The 17,615-nt window shown below is 68.6% G+C and carries 13 protein-coding genes; 11 read left to right on the top strand and 2 right to left on the bottom strand.

The genetic code is table 11. The features are described 5' to 3' along the window. The first annotated feature begins 28 nt into the window (after positions 1–28). From ABZ345_RS08445 to ABZ345_RS08435, 3 genes are read left to right on the top strand one after another with little or no spacing between them, the layout of a single operon-like run. Positions 29–823 (top strand): hypothetical protein, encoded by a 795-nt coding sequence (locus ABZ345_RS08445; protein ID WP_359844329.1) that lies wholly within the window; start codon positions 29–31, stop codon positions 821–823. After that, the gene (locus ABZ345_RS08440) at positions 793–2,025 is read left to right on the top strand and encodes a hypothetical protein (RefSeq protein WP_359844327.1); all 1,233 of its coding nucleotides are present in this window, start codon (positions 793–795) and stop codon (positions 2,023–2,025) included. Before ABZ345_RS08445 ends, ABZ345_RS08440 begins: the two co-directional genes overlap by 31 nt. Further along, positions 2,003–5,833: a CHAT domain-containing protein gene (locus ABZ345_RS08435; protein WP_359844325.1), complete on the top strand. Its 3,831-nt coding sequence runs from the start codon at positions 2,003–2,005 to the stop codon at positions 5,831–5,833. The genes ABZ345_RS08440 and ABZ345_RS08435 overlap by 23 nt, the downstream gene beginning before the upstream one ends. Before the next feature lie 3 nt (positions 5,834–5,836). Here ABZ345_RS08435 and ABZ345_RS08430 read toward each other — a convergent pair whose 3' ends face one another. Further along, positions 5,837–6,682 (bottom strand): hypothetical protein, encoded by an 846-nt coding sequence (locus ABZ345_RS08430; RefSeq protein ID WP_359844323.1) that lies wholly within the window; start codon positions 6,680–6,682, stop codon positions 5,837–5,839. An 88-nt stretch (positions 6,683–6,770) separates the two neighbouring features. On the opposite strand from ABZ345_RS08430, the gene ABZ345_RS08425 reads away from it, so the two are divergent. The 7 genes from ABZ345_RS08425 to ABZ345_RS08395 all read left to right on the top strand — a co-directional run bounded on the left by ABZ345_RS08425 (position 6,771) and on the right by ABZ345_RS08395 (position 15,565). Then, complete coding sequence (locus tag ABZ345_RS08425) at positions 6,771–7,346, top strand: hypothetical protein (protein WP_359844321.1); 576 nt, start codon at positions 6,771–6,773, stop codon at positions 7,344–7,346. A 134-nt stretch (positions 7,347–7,480) separates the two neighbouring features. Beyond that, positions 7,481–7,945, top strand: coding sequence for a hypothetical protein (locus tag ABZ345_RS08420; RefSeq protein ID WP_359844319.1), 465 nt, complete (start codon positions 7,481–7,483; stop codon positions 7,943–7,945). After that, positions 7,942–9,675 carry a hypothetical protein gene (locus ABZ345_RS08415; protein ID WP_359844317.1) on the top strand — a complete coding sequence of 578 codons (1,734 nt, stop codon included), beginning with the start codon at positions 7,942–7,944 and terminating at the stop codon, positions 9,673–9,675. Before ABZ345_RS08420 ends, ABZ345_RS08415 begins: the two co-directional genes overlap by 4 nt. A 2-nt stretch (positions 9,676–9,677) precedes the next feature. Further along, positions 9,678–9,830, top strand: coding sequence for a hypothetical protein (locus ABZ345_RS08410; protein ID WP_359844315.1), 153 nt, complete (start codon positions 9,678–9,680; stop codon positions 9,828–9,830). A 4-nt stretch (positions 9,831–9,834) separates the two neighbouring features. Then, on the top strand, positions 9,835–10,350 hold the full coding sequence (locus tag ABZ345_RS08405; protein ID WP_359844313.1) for a hypothetical protein: 516 nt from the start codon (positions 9,835–9,837) through the stop codon (positions 10,348–10,350). 24 nt (positions 10,351–10,374) lie between these two features. After that, positions 10,375–11,919, top strand: coding sequence for an AAA family ATPase (locus ABZ345_RS08400; RefSeq protein ID WP_359844311.1), 1,545 nt, complete (start codon positions 10,375–10,377; stop codon positions 11,917–11,919). A 34-nt stretch (positions 11,920–11,953) separates the two neighbouring features. Beyond that, a complete protein-coding gene (locus tag ABZ345_RS08395; protein ID WP_359844309.1) occupies positions 11,954–15,565 on the top strand; it encodes a hypothetical protein in 3,612 nt (1,203 codons plus the stop codon). Here the strand turns inward: ABZ345_RS08395 and ABZ345_RS08390 are convergent. Beyond that, the gene (locus ABZ345_RS08390; protein WP_359844307.1) at positions 15,554–16,516 is read right to left on the bottom strand and encodes a hypothetical protein; all 963 of its coding nucleotides are present in this window, start codon (positions 16,514–16,516) and stop codon (positions 15,554–15,556) included. The genes ABZ345_RS08395 and ABZ345_RS08390 overlap by 12 nt on opposite strands. Positions 16,517–16,623: 107 nt before the next feature. Here ABZ345_RS08390 and ABZ345_RS08385 point away from each other — a divergent pair, with 107 nt between their 5' ends. After that, entirely contained in the window at positions 16,624–17,607 is a 984-nt protein-coding gene (locus ABZ345_RS08385) for a hypothetical protein (protein ID WP_359844305.1), read from the top strand. Positions 17,608–17,615 lie beyond the last annotated feature (8 nt).

The raw sequence follows: 17,615 nt of genomic DNA, 5'->3' as shown, positions 1-17,615 counted from the left end.
CAGAAAGCCTGTGCGGAGGTGACGGCTGATGCTGACGGCCTGGGACGGATACACGCGCGTCGACTACCTGCACGCCCCAGGACGGGTGCGCATCTCACTGCTGACCGTCGAGCCCGTGGTGCACCGCCGGATCCGCCGCGGTCTCGCCTGCGCGTTCGCCGCTGGGGACCTGACGGGTCCGCCGGCGGTCCTCGAACTCGACGTCGGGTGGGGTGAGACCGAGGATCTCCTGCTCGGCCCACGTCTGATGGACGTGATCACCGGCATCCGCGGTCCCGGATCGCGCTCGCGCAGCATCAGGCTCGAGCTCGACGAGGTGGCGGCGCTCGCCGACCGGTGGGCTCCGTACCGCAGCCAGGTCCTGGGCGTGCCCGCGGAGTCCGGGAGGTTGGCAGATGGGTTCTGGACGTCCTTCCTGAAACTCGGCCTCGCCAAGGTGATCAGGAGCCTGCCGGTGGCCGCCGATCCCGTTTACCGTGCTGGCGACGACTGCGGGTTCGCCTGGCAGCCGCTTCGCCTTCCCGTTCCACTCGCGCAGGACGCCGGTGTCGAACCGCTGGCGCGCTGGGTCGCCTACCGGCAGCTGGCCGACGGCGTGGAGGAGTCCGGCGTCGTCATCCATGCGACGGCCCTGCCCGGCCGCAGAAAGGATCTCCACGCTGGCCTCGACGACCGCGATGACAGCTGGGTCGTGTTCGAACCGGACCCGGACGACCCGACGCTCCTCGTCGCCGAGCTGCCTGTCGTGCCTGGACGAGGCGAGCCCGCCCTGCGATTCCGAACGGAGGGACGATGGCCGAGCCGTTCCATCCAGACCTGCTGAGAGACGCGGCGGCCCGGCTTCCCGGCATCGACCCCGGCGCCATCGACGCCGTGGTCGAGCGCGGAATCCAGTTCGCACAACGACTCTCCCGCCCGGTGCCGGAGGACGCCTACCCGCTTCTGGCGGTGTCGCTGCGGGCAGGGATCGACGATCTGGTCCTCGCCACCCAGGTGATCGAGGAGGTGTCACGCCCCGAACTACCGCCTGTTCTGGTGACGATGGTGACGACCGCCGTGCTCAGCCGTCCCGAGTTGAGCGATCCGGTCGCGGCGGCGCGCACCGTCCTGAACCGCGCGGCCAGCCGGCGCTTCCCCGAGGACGGGCCAGGTCCGGGCCCTCTCCTCTGGCAGATCGCGGAATACCGCGCCGCCCTCGACGAGCTGACCGGCTCGGAACCGGACCTGGAGAGGTACCTGCGCGACCTGACTGCGTCGCCCGGCACGATGCAGGCGTTCGCCGAGTTCCTGGGCGGCGCAGAGCTCTTCGTCCAGCTGACCCGCACGGAACTGGACGTGCCTGAGCTGGACGAGGTCGTCTGCGACGGAACCTCTCCAGACTCCGAGACGATCACGAGCTGGCTGCTCGCCGAGCTGTACGCGGGCACGTCCAGCTCCCAGCGCCGGGTGGTCACCGAGTGGCTGACCGGCCTGCGCTCCCCCACCTCCCAGGACGATCTCGCGTTCCTGGTCGACCGGATCCGGCGGGTCGAACGCAGACTGGCCTGCTGCCCCTCCCCCGCACCTCGGCTCGACCTGCCAGAACTCGAACGGGTGCGCCCGGTCGTCAGCGCGGCCGTCCGCAACGGACTCAGCTTCCCTCCACTGTGGACCGACCGGAGCGCGGCGATCAACCTGGCCGCGAGCAAGCTCCGCCTGGAGACGAACACGGCGACCTGGCCGATCTCGATGCTGGTCGCCAGCGTCGTGGTGCGTTCCCTTCACCAGGACGTGCACCAGGCCGCCGATCCCGACCGCCCGCTCGACTGCGCGTGCGGCGCCGACCTCCACTCCCTGCGCACCCCGCGGCGACCGGACGAGGTGTGCCCGCACCGGCCGTGGCCCGAACCAGGCCGGGTGGAGGACCTCACGACGCTCGCCCGCACCGCGCGGGTAGGCGATGAGAACCTCGCCCAGCTCCATCTGAAGCGCTACCAGGGACTCTGGCGGGAGTGGATCGGCGATGCCCGAGACCGAATGGACTGACGACGACGTCCGCCGCGAGCTGGCGGTGATGTGGGAACGGTTCAGCACCAACGTGAACTCGGTCGACCCCGACTACGCGGGTGCACTCGCCCACGCCGCCCTGCAGGGCTACCAGGACACCGAACCCGACGACAACGAACTCGACATCATCATGCGTCTGCTGTTGCACGGCAGCACGTACGCCTGCACCAACCCCGCGGTCAGCGCCTGGCGGCTCAGTCTCGCGATCTGCCACGCCGAACTCGCCGAACGCCTGAAGTCTCTCGAACACTGGCAACGCGCAGTCGACTGGGGCACGTTCGCGACCGACTACCCGCCGGCCGACGAGGAAGAAGCCGTCGATGCCCTGCTCGAGGTCATCGACCTGCACACCGGCCGGGTGGAAGCGATCCAGGCAGCGTTCCGGGGCGAGGCGCTGGACGTCCACCAGGCGCTCCAGGAGATCGGCGACACCCCAGGCGTGATGGCGAAACTCGCCGATCGCCTCGATCATCCGACCGACCGCGCCATCGCGGACGTGCGCCGAGCCAGGGTGCACGGAATCCGCTGGTTCATCGGCAAGGACGTCACGGATCTGCACGAAGCCGTGCGGGTGATGACGGAAACGGTGTTCCTCATCCCCGACGGCTACTGGTACCAGGTCGAGGACCTGACGATGTTCGGCGACCTGTGCTTGATGCAGGACAAGCACGATCCCTCGCTCGTTCCGGTCGATCAGGCCGTCGCCGCGGCGGAGAAGGCGATCGCACTCACGGCGGAGGACGATCCCGATCTCGCGGAGCACCACAGTCTCGCCGCACTTCTGCTTGTCCTCAACGAGGATCCCGAGCAGCGGGACCGGATCATCGAGCACATGGCCGGAGCGGCGAAGGCCGACGACCCGACCGCCTGGGCCTGGTACGCCAGCGGGTTGCAGGAGCGCGGTGCGGACACCGACAGCGTGGCCGACCTGCTGAGCGCGGCCGACTGGTATCGGCGTTCAGCCGAGCACCCCGGTGCGGACGACGCGTGGTCGGCCTGGGCCCAGTTCGTCGAAACCCACTACCAGCTGCACGGGCTCGACCAGGGGCCACGACATGCCGACATCGTCATCGACTGCGCCACGGAACTGCTGAAATGTTCCTCGCCCGACACCCATGCCGTCGCGACGTTGCACCGCTACCGGCTGATCTGCGCGTTCCAGGGCGGCAATCGCCCCGGCCTCGCCGAGTTCCTCCGCGACCACCCGTTCGTCGGGTGGCTCACCGACGCCGAGAAGGCGATCAGCGGGTCGGACGAGCCGGAGCTGCTCGCCGCCGCCGTCGGGCTGTCCTGGATGTGGGCGATCTGTGAAGCGCCGAACCTGGCCGTCCCGACGGCCGCCGACGTCCTGGCGGTGCTGACGCGCGTCCGGAGCTTGTTCCGCCTGGCCCTGCGCTCTCCCGGTCTTGATCCCGATCACGCCATGCTCCTCAGGCTGTTCAGCCAGTTGAACGACAATCTGCTCCGCGTCTCGACGGGCGACGGCGATGGCGACTTCTCCGCCTTCCGAGAACTCCTGGCCAACCCCGCCTACGCCACCGCGCACACCCCCTTCACCGACATGGTCGGAACGTTGAGCGGCCAGGTGGGACTTCGGTCCAAGGCACTCGGGCCACTCCGCGCCGCGCACCGGATCTTCAACAGGCCGGTCGACGAGCCGAGGACCGAGCTGAAGCAGCGCGAGTTGGAAGCAACCCGGTTGGTCTACGAAATGGCGGAACGCATTCAGGTCGATCCCCTGAATGCCGACATGCTCGACCTGAGCACCAGGGCGTTCGAGTTCGTGTCCGAGCTTCCAGCCACGTCCGACTACGCCGGACTCCGGTCGTACTGCGAGACGTTCCACCGGATGATCGCGACAGCGCACTCGATCCCCCTCGGCCCCCGGCGGTTCGATCAGGACCTGGCGTACGTCGAGGAGCTGATGCGCCCGCTCGAAATGGGCGAGCACGTCGCGGTGGCCTTGAAGGACCGCGACGCGGGCAAGCTTCGTGAGATCTGCGCGGAACTCGCTGCCAGGCAGGTGGATCCGCGTCTCGTCGGCCTCGATCCCGGGCGCATCATGCTGGCTGCCGCGCTGGATGCTCTCGTCACTCTCGTGCCAGAGGATCGTGCCGTCCTGGAGCAGGCGATCGAAGCGAACGTCGAACGGGTGGCGGAGATCGAGAAGCGGTACCACCCGCAGATGGACTCCGTTGCGATCACACTCGGCAAGCTGCTGCGCCGCCGCAACGAGCCGGGTGACAAGCGACAAAGCCGCAAGCTCGGTCAGGACGCGCTGTGGCACGCGAACTGGTACGTGCTTCAGCAGTCCAGCCCCGAACACGCGCTGGAGTACGCCCGCAATGCCACCACGAAGGTGGACGAGCTCACCGCGTGGTGCCTGGAAGACGACGCGATCGACGACCTGATCCGCGTCATCGATGCCCGCCGCGGCCTCGTGCTGAAGGCTGCCACGACAGGACATTCGCTCGTCGACCAGCTCGGTGAGGCCGGTCAGGCGGACCTGGCCAGGAGGTGGGTGGAGACCGAGGGCCGCGACGCGCCGCTCCTGCCAGGCTGGGACGCGACTGCGGACAACTTCGGCGGACTGCGGCGAGAAGTTCTGCGCAAGCTGGCCGACGGATCGGAAGAGCTGATCGCGCCGCCGTCCATCAGAGAGATCCAGGACGCGCTGCGGGTTCACGGTTCGGAGGCCTTGGTCTATCTGCTGCCGACGAACAAGCGCCACAGCGGACAAGCGGTGGTCGTGCCGGTCGAGGGCGAGGCATTCGCGAGTCCGTTGCCACTCCTCGACGTCGAGGACGCTCCGCAACGCTATCGCGAGGCCTACGACGCCTGGGACACCGAGACCAGCGGGCCCGCGTGCGAGCGGTGGCGCGAGGAACTTGGTCTCCTGTGCGACTGGGCGTGGACGGTTGCCGGTGGAGAGTTGCTGCGGCTGCTCGGGCCTGACAGCCGGGTGGTGCTGGTGCCGGTCGGGCCGCTGGGCATCGTGCCGTGGCACGCGGCGCGAGACGAGCAGGGCCGGTATCTCGTGCAGGACATGGCGATCTCCTATGCGCCGTCCGCGCGGTTGTTCTGCGATGTGCTGAAACGGGCCGAGGTGGCGGAAGGAAAGCCCGTGCTGGTGGGCAACCCGGCACGCGACCTGCCGGCGGGCGCTGCCGAGGCGACCGCGGTGCGCGATGCCTTCTACCCGGACGGGGTGTTCCTCGGCGGGTTCTCCCGGGCTCCACGGCCGTGGAAGCCGTCGCCGGACGGATCGGGCACGCCCGCGCAGGTGCTGGCCGCGTTGCTGAAACCGTTGCCGTTGCTACATCTGGCCTGTCACGCCGTGGCGGACATGCGGCAGCCGCTGCAGTCGCACGTGAAGCTGGCGACCGCGCAGCTCTCGGCCGTGGAGCTCCTGGAGCTCAGCCCGGTGGACATGTTGCCGCTGGGCACGGTGAACCTCGCCGGGTGCACGACGAACGTGTCCGGTGTGGACTACGACGAGGCGTTGAGCCTGGCGACCACGTTCCTCGCGATCGGGGCGCGCACGGTGGTCGGCTCGCTGTGGCGGGTGCCCGCCGGCCGCAGCACGGCTCACCTGATGTTCATGTTCTACCACTACCTGCGGACCGAACGGCCGGCCGGCGCGCTGCGCAGGGCACAGCTGTGGATGCTGGACGACGGCCGCGAGTTCCCCGCCTGCATGCCGGACTCGTTGCGGGTCCTGCCGTCCGCGGGCTTCGGTCCGGCCGAGGTGGAGTCCTGGGCGGGCTTCACGCAGATGGGGAGGTGAGGCTCAGGACAGCGGGCCCGCGGTGCGCACCATGACGTCCACAACGGAGGCCATGGCGGGCCAGGCCGCGGCGGTGGCTCCCGCGTAGACGATGTAGTCCGTGCCGTTGAGGCGCCAGTAGCGGGCGAAGGCGTGCTTGGTGATGCCGTTCGCGAGATAGGTGAACTCCCATTCGACGATGTCGGTTGCGGTCGCGGACGGGACGCTGGCCAGTTTCAGGCGCTGATAGCCGTTCTGAATACCGGAGTTGTCCTGTTCGTTGCTCGCCACGGCGTCGAGCAACGGCCGGCTTTCGGACGGGCTGCCGCCGTACCGGATCAGCGAACCGGGCGTGGCCGGGTCGTCGGCCTGCACGTGCGTGGCCAGCGAACCGGGAGTGATCGGCCAGCCCTGCGGGATGGCCAGCGTGATTCCACCTGGGCCGGACACGCGCTGGAAACCTTGCGGTACAAGCAGGCTCGCCGTCGTCGTGGTCGGGCGAACAGGAGCGCTCGTGGTCGGATACCGGTACGACGTCGTCGCAGGGTTCGTCGCAACCGCTTGCGTCGTGGTGAACGCGGGTGTGGCCACGGGACCTCCCGCAGTGCCACCCGGCGTGGAATTGTCCTTGTCACGCACCAAACTCACGACCACGACCGCGCTCACCGCCAGGAAGGCGACAGCGCCGACGACGACCGCGATGCGGAAGCCGTTGGACCGCTGTGGACTGTCCTCGGGCGGTGCCTCGGGCAGCGGTGCGGGTGTCCACGACTCCCCGGCGGTCGGTGTGAGCGCCGAGCCCCACAGCGGCACGCGACCGCCCGGTGCCCCGCTTTCGCTTGTGGCACCGGCACTTTCTGGTTGGTCCACGTCCGTCACCCCTTCCCGTGACCGCGTTCACCCGACACAATCGCCACCACCCCGCGTGATGTTTCGCACGTGATGAGGAGACCGCCCCATGAACCAGCCGAACCAGTCGTCCACACCCGACCTGACGGACAGCGGCGTCCACGGCCGTCTCGCCGTTGGCACCGTCACCCGCGTCGCGCTCGTCCGTCAGATAGATGTTGTGACACGAAGAACCACCCTGCTCGCCTGGCTGATGGCGATCCCGTGCGTGCTCGGCGTGACGTTGGCGCCGTTCATCGGCGGGGTGTCGTTGCTGGTCAAGGCACTTCTGACGGCCTGCGCAGGTGCGCTGGCCGTGATCGTCGTGCACCGCTGGGGGCCGCAGCCGCGGATGGCCGACGAGCTGCCGTTCTGGGTCAAGGAGGTCAGCGGCGCCGAACACGAGTGCCTCGCGCGCGGCAAGCTGCCGAAGGGACCGCCGCAGCAGGGATCCTCCGTGGACGTCTACGGCAAGCGCTCTCCCACGGGCGTGATCATGGTGCGTCGACTCGTGAACCCGAACGGCGAGGTCAGCAGGCCGCGGCTGCCGTTCGGTGTCGTCGCGCACGTCGCGGCGACCTGGCTGGTCATCGGCCTGCAGGCGGCCACCGTCGTGTTCCTGGCCTGGCTCTTGGCTTTCAGCTGACACCGCTCGTCCGTTCGAGTGACTGATCGGGCCAGTCGCAGTTCGGCGTAATGGTTCTCCCGTCCGGCCCGATGGGACGTAGGCGAACACCGGCAGGAACTTGATCGTCCACAAGAGACACTGGAGATGGTGGCGTGCCGAGGCCGCTGATCAACAAGAAGACCACCACCGCCACGGGGCTTCCGTCGCAGCAGGTGACGAGGGCGGCCAGAGCGCCGGGAGGACGCGTCAGGACCGACCGCAGGTCCGACCGGTACGTGAAGGCGTTGCGCGCCTTGGACGCCGGCGGGCACGTGGCCGCGGCCGACGTCGCGAAGATCGTCGACGACGTGCACCGGGAGTTCAGCGAGCAGTACTGCTCCGAGCCGCTCGGCATCATCGGCAAGTGCTACCTGGGCGAGCCGTTCGAGGTGCACACGCTGGCGCTGGACGGGTCGATCATCGAGCACTACCGCAGGGGTGAGTCGCTCCCGGATGGAATGGAACGCGCCCGGACGCTCGCCGAGTCCCCGATGTACCTCGCCATCGAGGTCTACGCCGACCGCGTGGTGTGCATCCGCGCCGACGGTTCCGCCGTCCTGCTGGAGAGTGAGTCATGAACTACGTGCAAGGGCCTGACCTGACACCGCTGGTGAATCGGCTGAACACGGTCCTCGACAACCAGAAGGTCCTGGACGACAAGCAGAACATGCTGGGCGCCGCCGTTCAGGTCGTGCAGCAGAACCAGGACCGGACCAACAAGGACGTCCAGAGCATCCGCCAGGTGCTCGACGCGTTCATCCTGCGCGACGAGCTGCAGAAGAACCTCCAGCTGGCGCAGACGCAGATCATCGAGGTGCGGCAGGAGCTGACCACCCACTACGGGCACTTCGGCGACGTGCGGCGGCTCGCCACCGGCACGTTGCAGGCGCTGGACGCCGGGATCGTCTCGCACGGCACGATGCGGGAGCTCTCCGAGGAGCTGATGCTGCTCACGCCGCGGTACTGGCTCGCTCCCGCCCTCGTCGCGCTCGCGGCCTGGATCAGGGACGACCCGGACCTCGCGGGCAAGGCGCTCAACGAGGCGGTGCGCCGGGACAACGACAAGGCCTCGCTGTTCTTCGCGCTGACGTTGCGCAGGCACCAGCGGGACTCGGCCACGGCGCGGTGGATCAGCCAGTACACGGCGCGGCAGAACCCGTCGGTGCTGTCGCGGGAGTTCACCGTCGTGCTCGACGCGGTGGCGACCGGCGCGTTCGGCCGCGAGGCGAAACCCGTTGTGCTGGAACACATGGGCGACTGGTACACGAAGCTGTGCGCGGACCAGGACACCGTCGACAAGCAGGTCGCGCGCTGGGCGCAGATGATCGACACGTTGCGCCGCCCGATCCCACCGCAGTACCAGATCCTGCCGGTGATCAGCCCGACCTGGCCGCAGCTCAAGGAGCTCTACGAGGGCGCGACCGTGCACGGAGCGGCGGAGGAGATGTTCCGCGCGATGTTCACCGGGCCCGTGCCGCAGAGCGACGACTTGCGCGTGCGGGTGGACGACATCCTGACGCGGCTGGTCGGGGGCTTCGACGCCGAGGAAGCACCGTTGCGGCGCAAGGAGGCCGGCCTGCAGGCGATCGTGGACGCCGACGGGGACAAGGTCAAAGCGTCCCAGGTCATGCAGGTCGAGGACCCGTTGCACGAGCAGACCACGGACTTCCTCACGCTGCTGAGCAACGCGGCGCTGCACGGCGAGCGGGCCCAGGTGTCGCTGGGCACGCGCCGGTTCGCCGTGTCGCTGGCCCGCGACTGGGCGGTGCAGGGCGCCGGACGCCTGGAGGCCGCGAACATGCAGGCGATGCCGAACGTCGTCGAGCTCGCGATGGAGGGCTGGACGGACGTCGTCGACGGGTCGGCCAACGAGGAACGCCTGGTGCAGAACCTGACCGCGCACATCAAGCGCGAGACGGAAGCCGAGGTCGCGAAGGTCAAGTTCACCGGCGCGCCACTGGCCGGGGCGATCTTCGGCGGGATCGCGCTGTTCATCGCGTTGATCGCGGCGATCGACGGTGGCGCGGGGTTCGCGTCCTTCATGCTGATCGTCGCGGCCGTCCTCGGCATCTGGTGCTTCTCCGAAGTCCGGGGCCTCCCCGCGCGGCGAGCGGAGATCCGCAAGCGCGGCGCGCAACGCACCGCCCACGCCGTCGCCCAGCTGCGCGGTGGTCTCGCCGAACTGGTGGACCTGCGCCGCGAGTGGGAGCAGCTGATCAGCCAGGCCGCGTCGTTCCGCCAGTACGCGGAAAGCCTCAACAGCACCGCGTTCGTGGCGAACGCGCCCGACCAGAAGCGAGGTGCGTGAGCGTGCCAGGACCGGTGTTCGACAAGCCCTCGGACCGCGACCAGCCGGCGCCGCCCCGGCACGGCCTGGACGACCGGGAGGTCGCCCTGCGGCTGCCGGAGTGGGATCTCCTGCCACCAGCGGAGTTCCTCAACCGCCACCCGCGGAAGCGGTGACGCGGTGCGCTCCCCCAGCGGCAACTACGCGTCGTGGATCGAGTGGCTCGACGCGTTCGGCCGCGGCGTCGACCTGCCGCCCGACCACCTGGCGCCGATCACCGACGCGCTCGGGCCGCACCAGCAGGAACGGTTGTTCCGGCACGTGTCCGAGGCGTTCACCCAGCGGCAGAAGCGGTGGGCCGACGCGATGCGGCGCGACCAGGCGCTGCTGCTGGTCGATCCGTCGCGCGCGTCGGCCGCGTTGGCCGTGATGCAGGTCAACGCACGCAACATGCTCACTCCGTTGCGGCATCTCACCGAGAACACGAAGCTGCCCGAGGCGTTGCGGACGAGTCTGCGCGAGGCACTGGAGACCACTGTCCGTTCCGCGCAACGCAGTCTGGAGGACTCGGTCCGGCAGACCCCGGCTGAACTGCAGGCCGCGGTGCGCACGAACTCGTTGCTCGCCGCGTTGACGCGACCCCAGTTCTCCCCACCGCCCGCCGGACGCCCGATGGGCCGCCGAGTCATCTTCTGAACCTGAACCGCAGGGGGACCATTCATGCCCAACGGGGCGGAAACCAAGACGCGCGTGGAGTCCTACCTCCTCGCGCGCATCCCGTTCGTGTCGGTGCGGACGGTCGAGCGGGGCCGGGTGCTGGACCTGCTCGGCGAGCTGGCGCGCGACAAGCAGCTCGACATCCTGCTGCACACGCTCAGCCAGGGCCTGCGGGACCTGCGGACCAAGCAGGTCGTGTTCGACGACAAGTCCCTGCTCGGCGCGCTCGACCTCGCCGGCGAGTGGTTCCAGTCCCGCGCCAACCTCACCATCGTCTTCACCGACGTGCAGCACCTCTCCGACGACAACGACATCTCGCGCCGTTTCGCCGACCTGGCCGCGCTCGCCGAGGAGCACGGCGGCTGCATCGTGATCATCACGTCCGACCCGGTGTGGAACATGTTGCAGCGCATGGGCATGTCCGTCCGCCTCGACCTGCCCGACTTCGACGAGATGCTGCAGGCGGTCCACGAGTTCCTGCGCCCGTACGCGACCGACATCCGCATCGAGTGGGGCCCGGCCGAGTTCGAGCAGGCCGCCTCGATCCTGGCCGGCGTCACCAAGACCGAGGCGTTGAACATCCTCGCCACGTTCGTCGTGAAGAAGGCCGTCACCAAGGAAGACCTGGTAGAACTCAGCCGCGCCAAGGACTCCATCTTCAGCGAGCTGTCCGGCATCGAACGCGTGACGCTGCGCCCCGGCGACAACCAGGTCGGCGGCCTCTCCGGCCTGCGCCAGTGGCTCGACCGCAAACGCCCGCTGCTGACCATGGACCTGCGCGACCGGGGCATGCGCCCACCGCGCGGCGTCCTGCTGGTCGGCGTGCCGGGCTGCGGCAAGTCGTTGTCCGCCAAGACGATCGCCTCCGACTGGCAACTCCCCCTGTACCGCCTGGACATCGGCTCGGTGCTCGGCGCCTACGTGGGCCAGTCCGAGAACCGCCTGCGAGACGCCCTCGCCACCGCCGACACCGTAGCTCCCTGCGTCCTGTGGATCGACGAGATCGAGAAGGGCCTCGCGGGCTCGGGCACCGACAGCACCGGCGTGACCACCCGCCTGGTCGGCCAGTTCCTCTACTGGCTGCAGGAGTCCCGCGCGCGAGTCTTCGTCGTCGCCACCGCCAACGACGTCCGCACCCTCCCCCAGGAACTCCTGCGCAGCGGCCGCTTCGACGACATGTTCTTCGTGGACCTCCCCGAACCCGACGAGCGCCGCGAGATCATCGGCATCTACCTGCGCCGCTACCTGCACGTCCCGGTGCCCGACAACATCGTCGACGAGCTGGTGCGGCTGAGCGAGGGCTTCGCGGGCTCCGACATCGAGGCCGCCGTGGCCGAGATCGGCCACGAGGCCCTGCGCGTCGGCGACGCCAACGTCCGCCTCGACTACTTCCTCGACTGCTTCCGCAACGTCGTGCCGCTCGTCCGCACCACGCCCGAGAAGATCGAGGAGATCCGCCAGCTCCGCGACCGCGCCATCCCGGCCTCGGGCAAGGCACGCCCCGCCGCAGACCGCTCCACCGGCACCCGCCGCGTGGTCCTGGGGTAGCCAATTGGAAATCACCTTCGAACATGAGCCCGCGGTGGAAATTCGCGGGCTCATTCGCAGTGTGCTGCACGAACTGGTCGACGACGACGTGCCGCACGCCCACGTCGTCCGCCTGATCTCCGAAGGCCGCACCAGCGCGACGGTCTTCGAGGTCTCGCTGCGCCGCGGCCAGGAGGACCAGCGCTGGGTCGTCAAGATCGGTCCGCCCAACGAGATGGCGAGGGAGTTCTTCGCCTACCAGAAACTGGTCGAGCCCCGCCGACCCGTCACCTGCGCCCCGATCGTCAAGGAGATCGGCAACGCCGTCGCCTATCAGCATGTGGCGTCTTTCGCCGGTCTGCTCTCGGAACCAACGCCGACGCTCGAAGAGGTCGTCCGTCAGGCTTACCAAGGCGACGAGGAAGCGCTCAAGCGAGTGCTCCGCGTCATCTCGACCTTGTTCATCCGGCTGGGCGGCGCGTTCTACGACCGCCGCACCACGACGGACACCGCGAGCCTGCGCCAGTTCAACCCCCGGCTGGGCCCGGACCTCGTCCTGACCGCCACCCTGCAGAAGCACCCGCTCACCTCACGCGAAGTCGTCTTCGAAACCACCGTCGGCGGCGACCTGCTGCAACCGGGCTCGGTCATCGAGCTCGACCGTGCGAGCGGCGACGGTGTCACGGTCGTGGGCATGGCCGACTGGCGACCGGAAGGCGTCATCGAGAACGTCCGCTACGACGACCGTCACACCCTGCTCGCCGACGCGGTCGACCCGGCCACTCCGTCCGCCGACCCGTCGAGCGCCCTCCGGAAGGTCCTCACCGACACGCGCTTCGGCCGGATGAAATGCGTCGGTCACGGAGATCTCAACCCCCGCAACGTTCTTCTCGTCGGCGACGAGACGTACGTGATCGACTTCGCGGAGACCGCCGACGGTCTGCCCTTGCTGTGGGACCCGGCGTGGCTCGAAGTCGGCCTGATGCGCGATGTGTTCGCCGACCTTCCCCATGCCGATCTCCTCCGTTTGCAACGACTGCTGGCGGTGGCGTGCCGGATGAGGTCACTGGCGCAGCAGCCGGACGACGTCGAGGAGGCGTGTCTCCGACTAGTTCCGGACAACCTGGCCGTGCCGTTCAAGGTGCTGTTCACGTTGCGCTGTCAGGCGCTCGCGCTGCACCGTGGTGACGACGCGTGGGAGAACTACCTCGCTCTGCTCTACTTCAGCGGCTACCGCACCCTGAAGTGGAAGGACCACAACGACACCGTGCGCGTCCGCGCGGTGCACTCCGTTCTCGCCGTCTGCTCCGAGTGGCTGGTGGACGACACGCCGTTCCAGCACTGGGCGGGCACAGACGAGATTCTGTCGGTGATCGCCCCGCTGCTCGACCTGACGAAGTCCCAAGCGGTGAAACTGGCGGCCGGCCTCACCACCGGCAAGGAGCCACCGTCTTTCGCCAGAGATCTCGGTAGCAGACTGGCAGTGCAACTGTTCCGGCAGCAGGCCAACGATCGGCATGTGGACCTGGAGTTGTCGCATGAGGAGTACATCCACCTCGTCGTCCGCCGCGACCGCAGCTATCTGGACCCGATCACCGCCTTGAGCCGTGCGCGTGAATCGATCCTCGTTGGAGAGGCCGGTTCGGGGAAGACGTCGCTGATCAACGAACTGAACTACCGATTGTGCCGCAGCGTCTCGCGAGCGGGCCGATCCGATCACCCAAGGCTGCCTCTGCGGATGCCGATCGAGAGAAGCGACCTTCCAGCGGTGAGCTCCGAACTGCTGAAGCTCGGTGCCGTCCACGTGCTGGTCGACGACGCTACTGAGGAGGACCTCCAGTGGGCCTTGGACTTCCGATCTGACCATCCGCACACCCCGGTGCTTCTGGCTATGCGTGAAGCGCCGGAAGAATCCGGCTGGCCGGTGTTCCGGCTGGAACCGATCAGCGACGAACAAGCAGTCGACTACGTCACCAGGATGGCGATGAGCCATCGGCTCCAGCCCACCGCGCGGGCCAGACTGGTCGACCTCATCGCCAACTCGAAGAGCCCGATCAGGTCGCCCGCGCTGTTGCGCATGGCGATCGACCACGTCAAGAGGCTCGGTGACCTCAGGTCCGTTGACGAAGTCCTCGGAGAGTTCTTCGGCAAGGGATATGGCGCCGACCACCAAGCTCGTCCGCTCATCGCCGAGTCCGTGTTCCTGAGCGCGGCGAGCGATGAGGAGCTCGCCGCCTGCGCACGGAGCTTCATCCGAAGGGAGTCCTGTCTGCTCGCCGCACGTCTGCGAGAGACGCCGGAGCGAGTCGTGGAACAGCTCGTCCGCACGGTGTGGACGGACGACCCCGAGTACGCGGCTGAGCTGCTCGCAGCCGCTGTCAAACCTCCCGCCGGACTCACCGACGAACTGACCACAGCACTGGAAGCTGTGCTCGCGGACGCCACCGCCGGCTCGTTCCACCACCGTTCGGCGGCGAACGCGCTGGGTGTCCTGGGCGCTGACAAGCAACTCACGGAGGCGTTGCTGGCACACAACGGTGCTCCCGAAGTACTCGACACAATGCGCACGTTGTGGTGGCACGGGACAACACCCGACGAGCGTCCCGCCAGAAGGCGTGTGTTCTGCGACGCCTTCGACTGCATCCTCACCGGTCACCATCCCAACGCTGTACTCGTCGCGGTGCTCGAGTTGATCGCAGCCATCCAGTTCACTGGTCTTGAACTAGTGATCGCCGACCTCATTCCCGACTCGCCCGCAGCACTCGAGGCCGCGGAAACGTTGATGCATCTGGGAGTCGCTCGCCCGACCAGGATGAGGGTGGCCCACTACGACCTCTTGCAGGCTCGGCTCGCCGAGCTGGAGCAGCGGTTGCCGACGTTGTCGAACTTGCGGGAGATCCAGGCGGTGGAGGCCGAACGCGACGACAGGCGGGTTGCCCTGGGGCTGTCGACGTTCACGGAGCATCCCGACAGGAGTCGGGCGCTGCGCATGTGGGAAGTGTTCCAACAGGACCACATGCGCGGTATGCGCATGCTGTGGTCGGCCACAACAGAGCAGCGCTGGCCATGGGTTGGCCTGCTGTACCAGATGTGCGGCAGCTCTTCTGATCTCAGCGCGTTGATCGAGTCCGATGCCGAGGGCCGGGAGTGTGCGGTGCGCGCGCTCGCGTTCTGCGACTACCACCGGACCGCCGCACTGCGTCCGCGCATCAAGCTGACTGCTGCCGCTGAGGAGATCCTGGCGCAACAACAGGACACCGACGGGGCCGAGTGGGCTCTCGCGGTGGCTGCTGCCGGACTCCCGGGAACCCTTCCCCATCTCCTGGACCTGATCGACGACATCACCGGCGCCGCGATCGGACTGCTCGCTCGCGGCACCGCGGAAGCCTCACGGGTCCACGAGCTGTTGCGCGAGCACAACGCACTCATCGGGCTGGCCTACCTCGGTGACTGGGTACCGCTGCTCACTTCCTCCGACGAACCGACGGTGCTCGCCGCAGGGGCCAACGCCGTGAAGCGCTGGGCACCAGAGCCGGCGGGTGACATCGCACTGTGGCTGGACAACGCGCTAAGAACACACGACCTGACCCCAGAGCGGCGCTCGCTCTTCGCCGAACTGAAGCGCCACATGGAGAAGAAGGACGGCAAGCTCGTCTCACGACTCTGACGGCGTCCAGCCGAGGCCGTAGCCGAAGCTGGGCTTCAGAGCGGCGAACGACACGGTCACCTCGCCCGCGCTGTTGAGCTCCAACAGGTGGGAGCCGGGCGTGAGCGGGTCCGAGAGCACCCGGTGGTGGACGCCGTCGATGAGCCACACGGCGGAAGGCGGGTGGTCGCGGGCGAACCGGACGGTCACCAGCAGCGAGGAGCAGGTGATGGTCGGCACCACGGCGTAGTAGGGCCGGATCGGCAGGCCGTCGACCACGTGGAACGCCATGGTGTAGGTGACTTCCTCGCCGCGCGACAGCGGGTCGGGCAGGTGCAGCTCGTAGCAGAAGTGGCCCAGACCGTCGCGGTGTTCCGCGCCCAGTTGTGCGCCGTGCAGGACCTCGCAGGCCAGGTCGCGGACGTGGGTCGGGGTGCCGGGTTCGCACGGGAGGCTGAAGCGCGCGTTGATGCGGCGCAGGCCGTCGACGGTGGCGAGGATCGTGCGTCGTTCGATCACCTGCGGGACCGCGCGGTCGAGGCTGACCAGTGCGCTGATGCGTTCGACGACCCAGCCGTGGTCCTGGTCGTCGGCGCCCACCGTGGCGATCGCCAACTGGGCGCACAGGTCGAGGGCGCGCTCGATTCTGCGGCGCATGGTTCGAGGTGAGACGCTGTTCTCCGCGGCCAGGGTGTCGGTGCGCACCTTGAGGCTGGAGAAGGGAACGCTCCGGTCCAGCGCGACGGCCACCCGCACCGCGCGCACCGCGTCGGGGTTCAGGCCGTACTGGATCAGCCGGTCGATCGCCTGCTCGACCTGCGTCCGCACGTCGCGGTCCGACGCGTTGCCCGGCACGTTGGCCCACGCGGCGACCGCGCTTCCCAGCACGGTGTGCAGCTTCTTGCGCTGCAAGCCCCAGCCGCGGCACAGGGCACCCAGTTCGGCGCGCAGCTGTTCCTCCGAGCCGGTCACGACAGGCTGCCGGAGAAATTGGCCACGTTCTTGGCCACAGCGGCATTCGGGGCCACGAGAGCATTCGCCATCCCCCCGAACAGACCAAGGGTTCCAAGGAGATCTCTGTGCTGCCGCACGACGACCCGACCCTCGCCACCCTCGCTCGAGAAGGCCTCCTCGCCAGCGCGTTCGCCGCCGCGGACGGTCCTGAGCGCCGCGGGCTGCTCCGCTCGCTCTACGACGTCGTGTGGCCCATCGTGTTCAGCAGAATCACCCGTCCGGCAGAGAGCAGGCGCGGCCACCGGCGATGCGCCAAGGGGTTCGGGAAGCTGTTGCCGGAGTGCGCCGACCGGTTCTACGACGACGTCGCCGCGGTGATCCACGAGGTCGTCCGGCGCGCCACCCGGCCGATCGCCGATCTCGGGGCGTGGATCGCCTCGATGGCCAAGTCCGCCACCGTCGACGCGTACCGGCGGCGGCGCGGTGAGATCGGTGCGCTGCAACGACCTCGGCTGCCTGGGTGGCTCGCCGAGGAACTCGGTGACGTCCCGTGGCGCAGGCAGCTCGCCGTGCACGTCCTCGAATGGGTCGGTGTGCCCACCACGGCGGGCGCCTGGCCGTGGCCGCTCGGCACGTGGGCGGAGTGGCGCGCGGAGGCCACCGGCGACTGGCAGGGCAGCACGCCGGAGGTCGTCGCGCGTGAGGTCGAGATCGTCCTGGCGGCGATGCGCACCAGGACCAGGTGGTTCTCCGATCACGTGGAAAAGCCCATGGGGCACAAGCAGACGCCGACCGCGCCGAACCCCGATCCCCTGCCGCCGCTGGAGTTGACCGAGCACGAGTCCGCGGAGACGTACCTCGCTGCGCTCGCCATCAACAGGATCACCAGGAGGTTGAGCCGCGGCGAACGACCCGAGGTCGTCGTGCCCGAGGTGGTCCGCCAGCTGTTCTGCGACGGTGACGCGACGGGCGAGTGGCTGGCGCAGGAGCTGCTCGACGACGCCGGCGCCGCTCGTGTCGTCGACGCCGTACTTCTGGTGGTCGGCGGTCATCTCGCACTCCTTCCTGTTGCCAGGCCTGTGACTACTGACGGACGGTCCGTCAGCTGATAGGCGAA

It is taken from the genome of Lentzea sp. NPDC005914, from assembly GCF_040629405.1.
Classification (GTDB): Bacteria; Actinomycetota; Actinomycetes; order Mycobacteriales; family Pseudonocardiaceae; genus Lentzea.
Note: the sequence above shows the minus strand (reverse complement) of the source record. Positions and strands in the feature narration are given on the sequence as shown.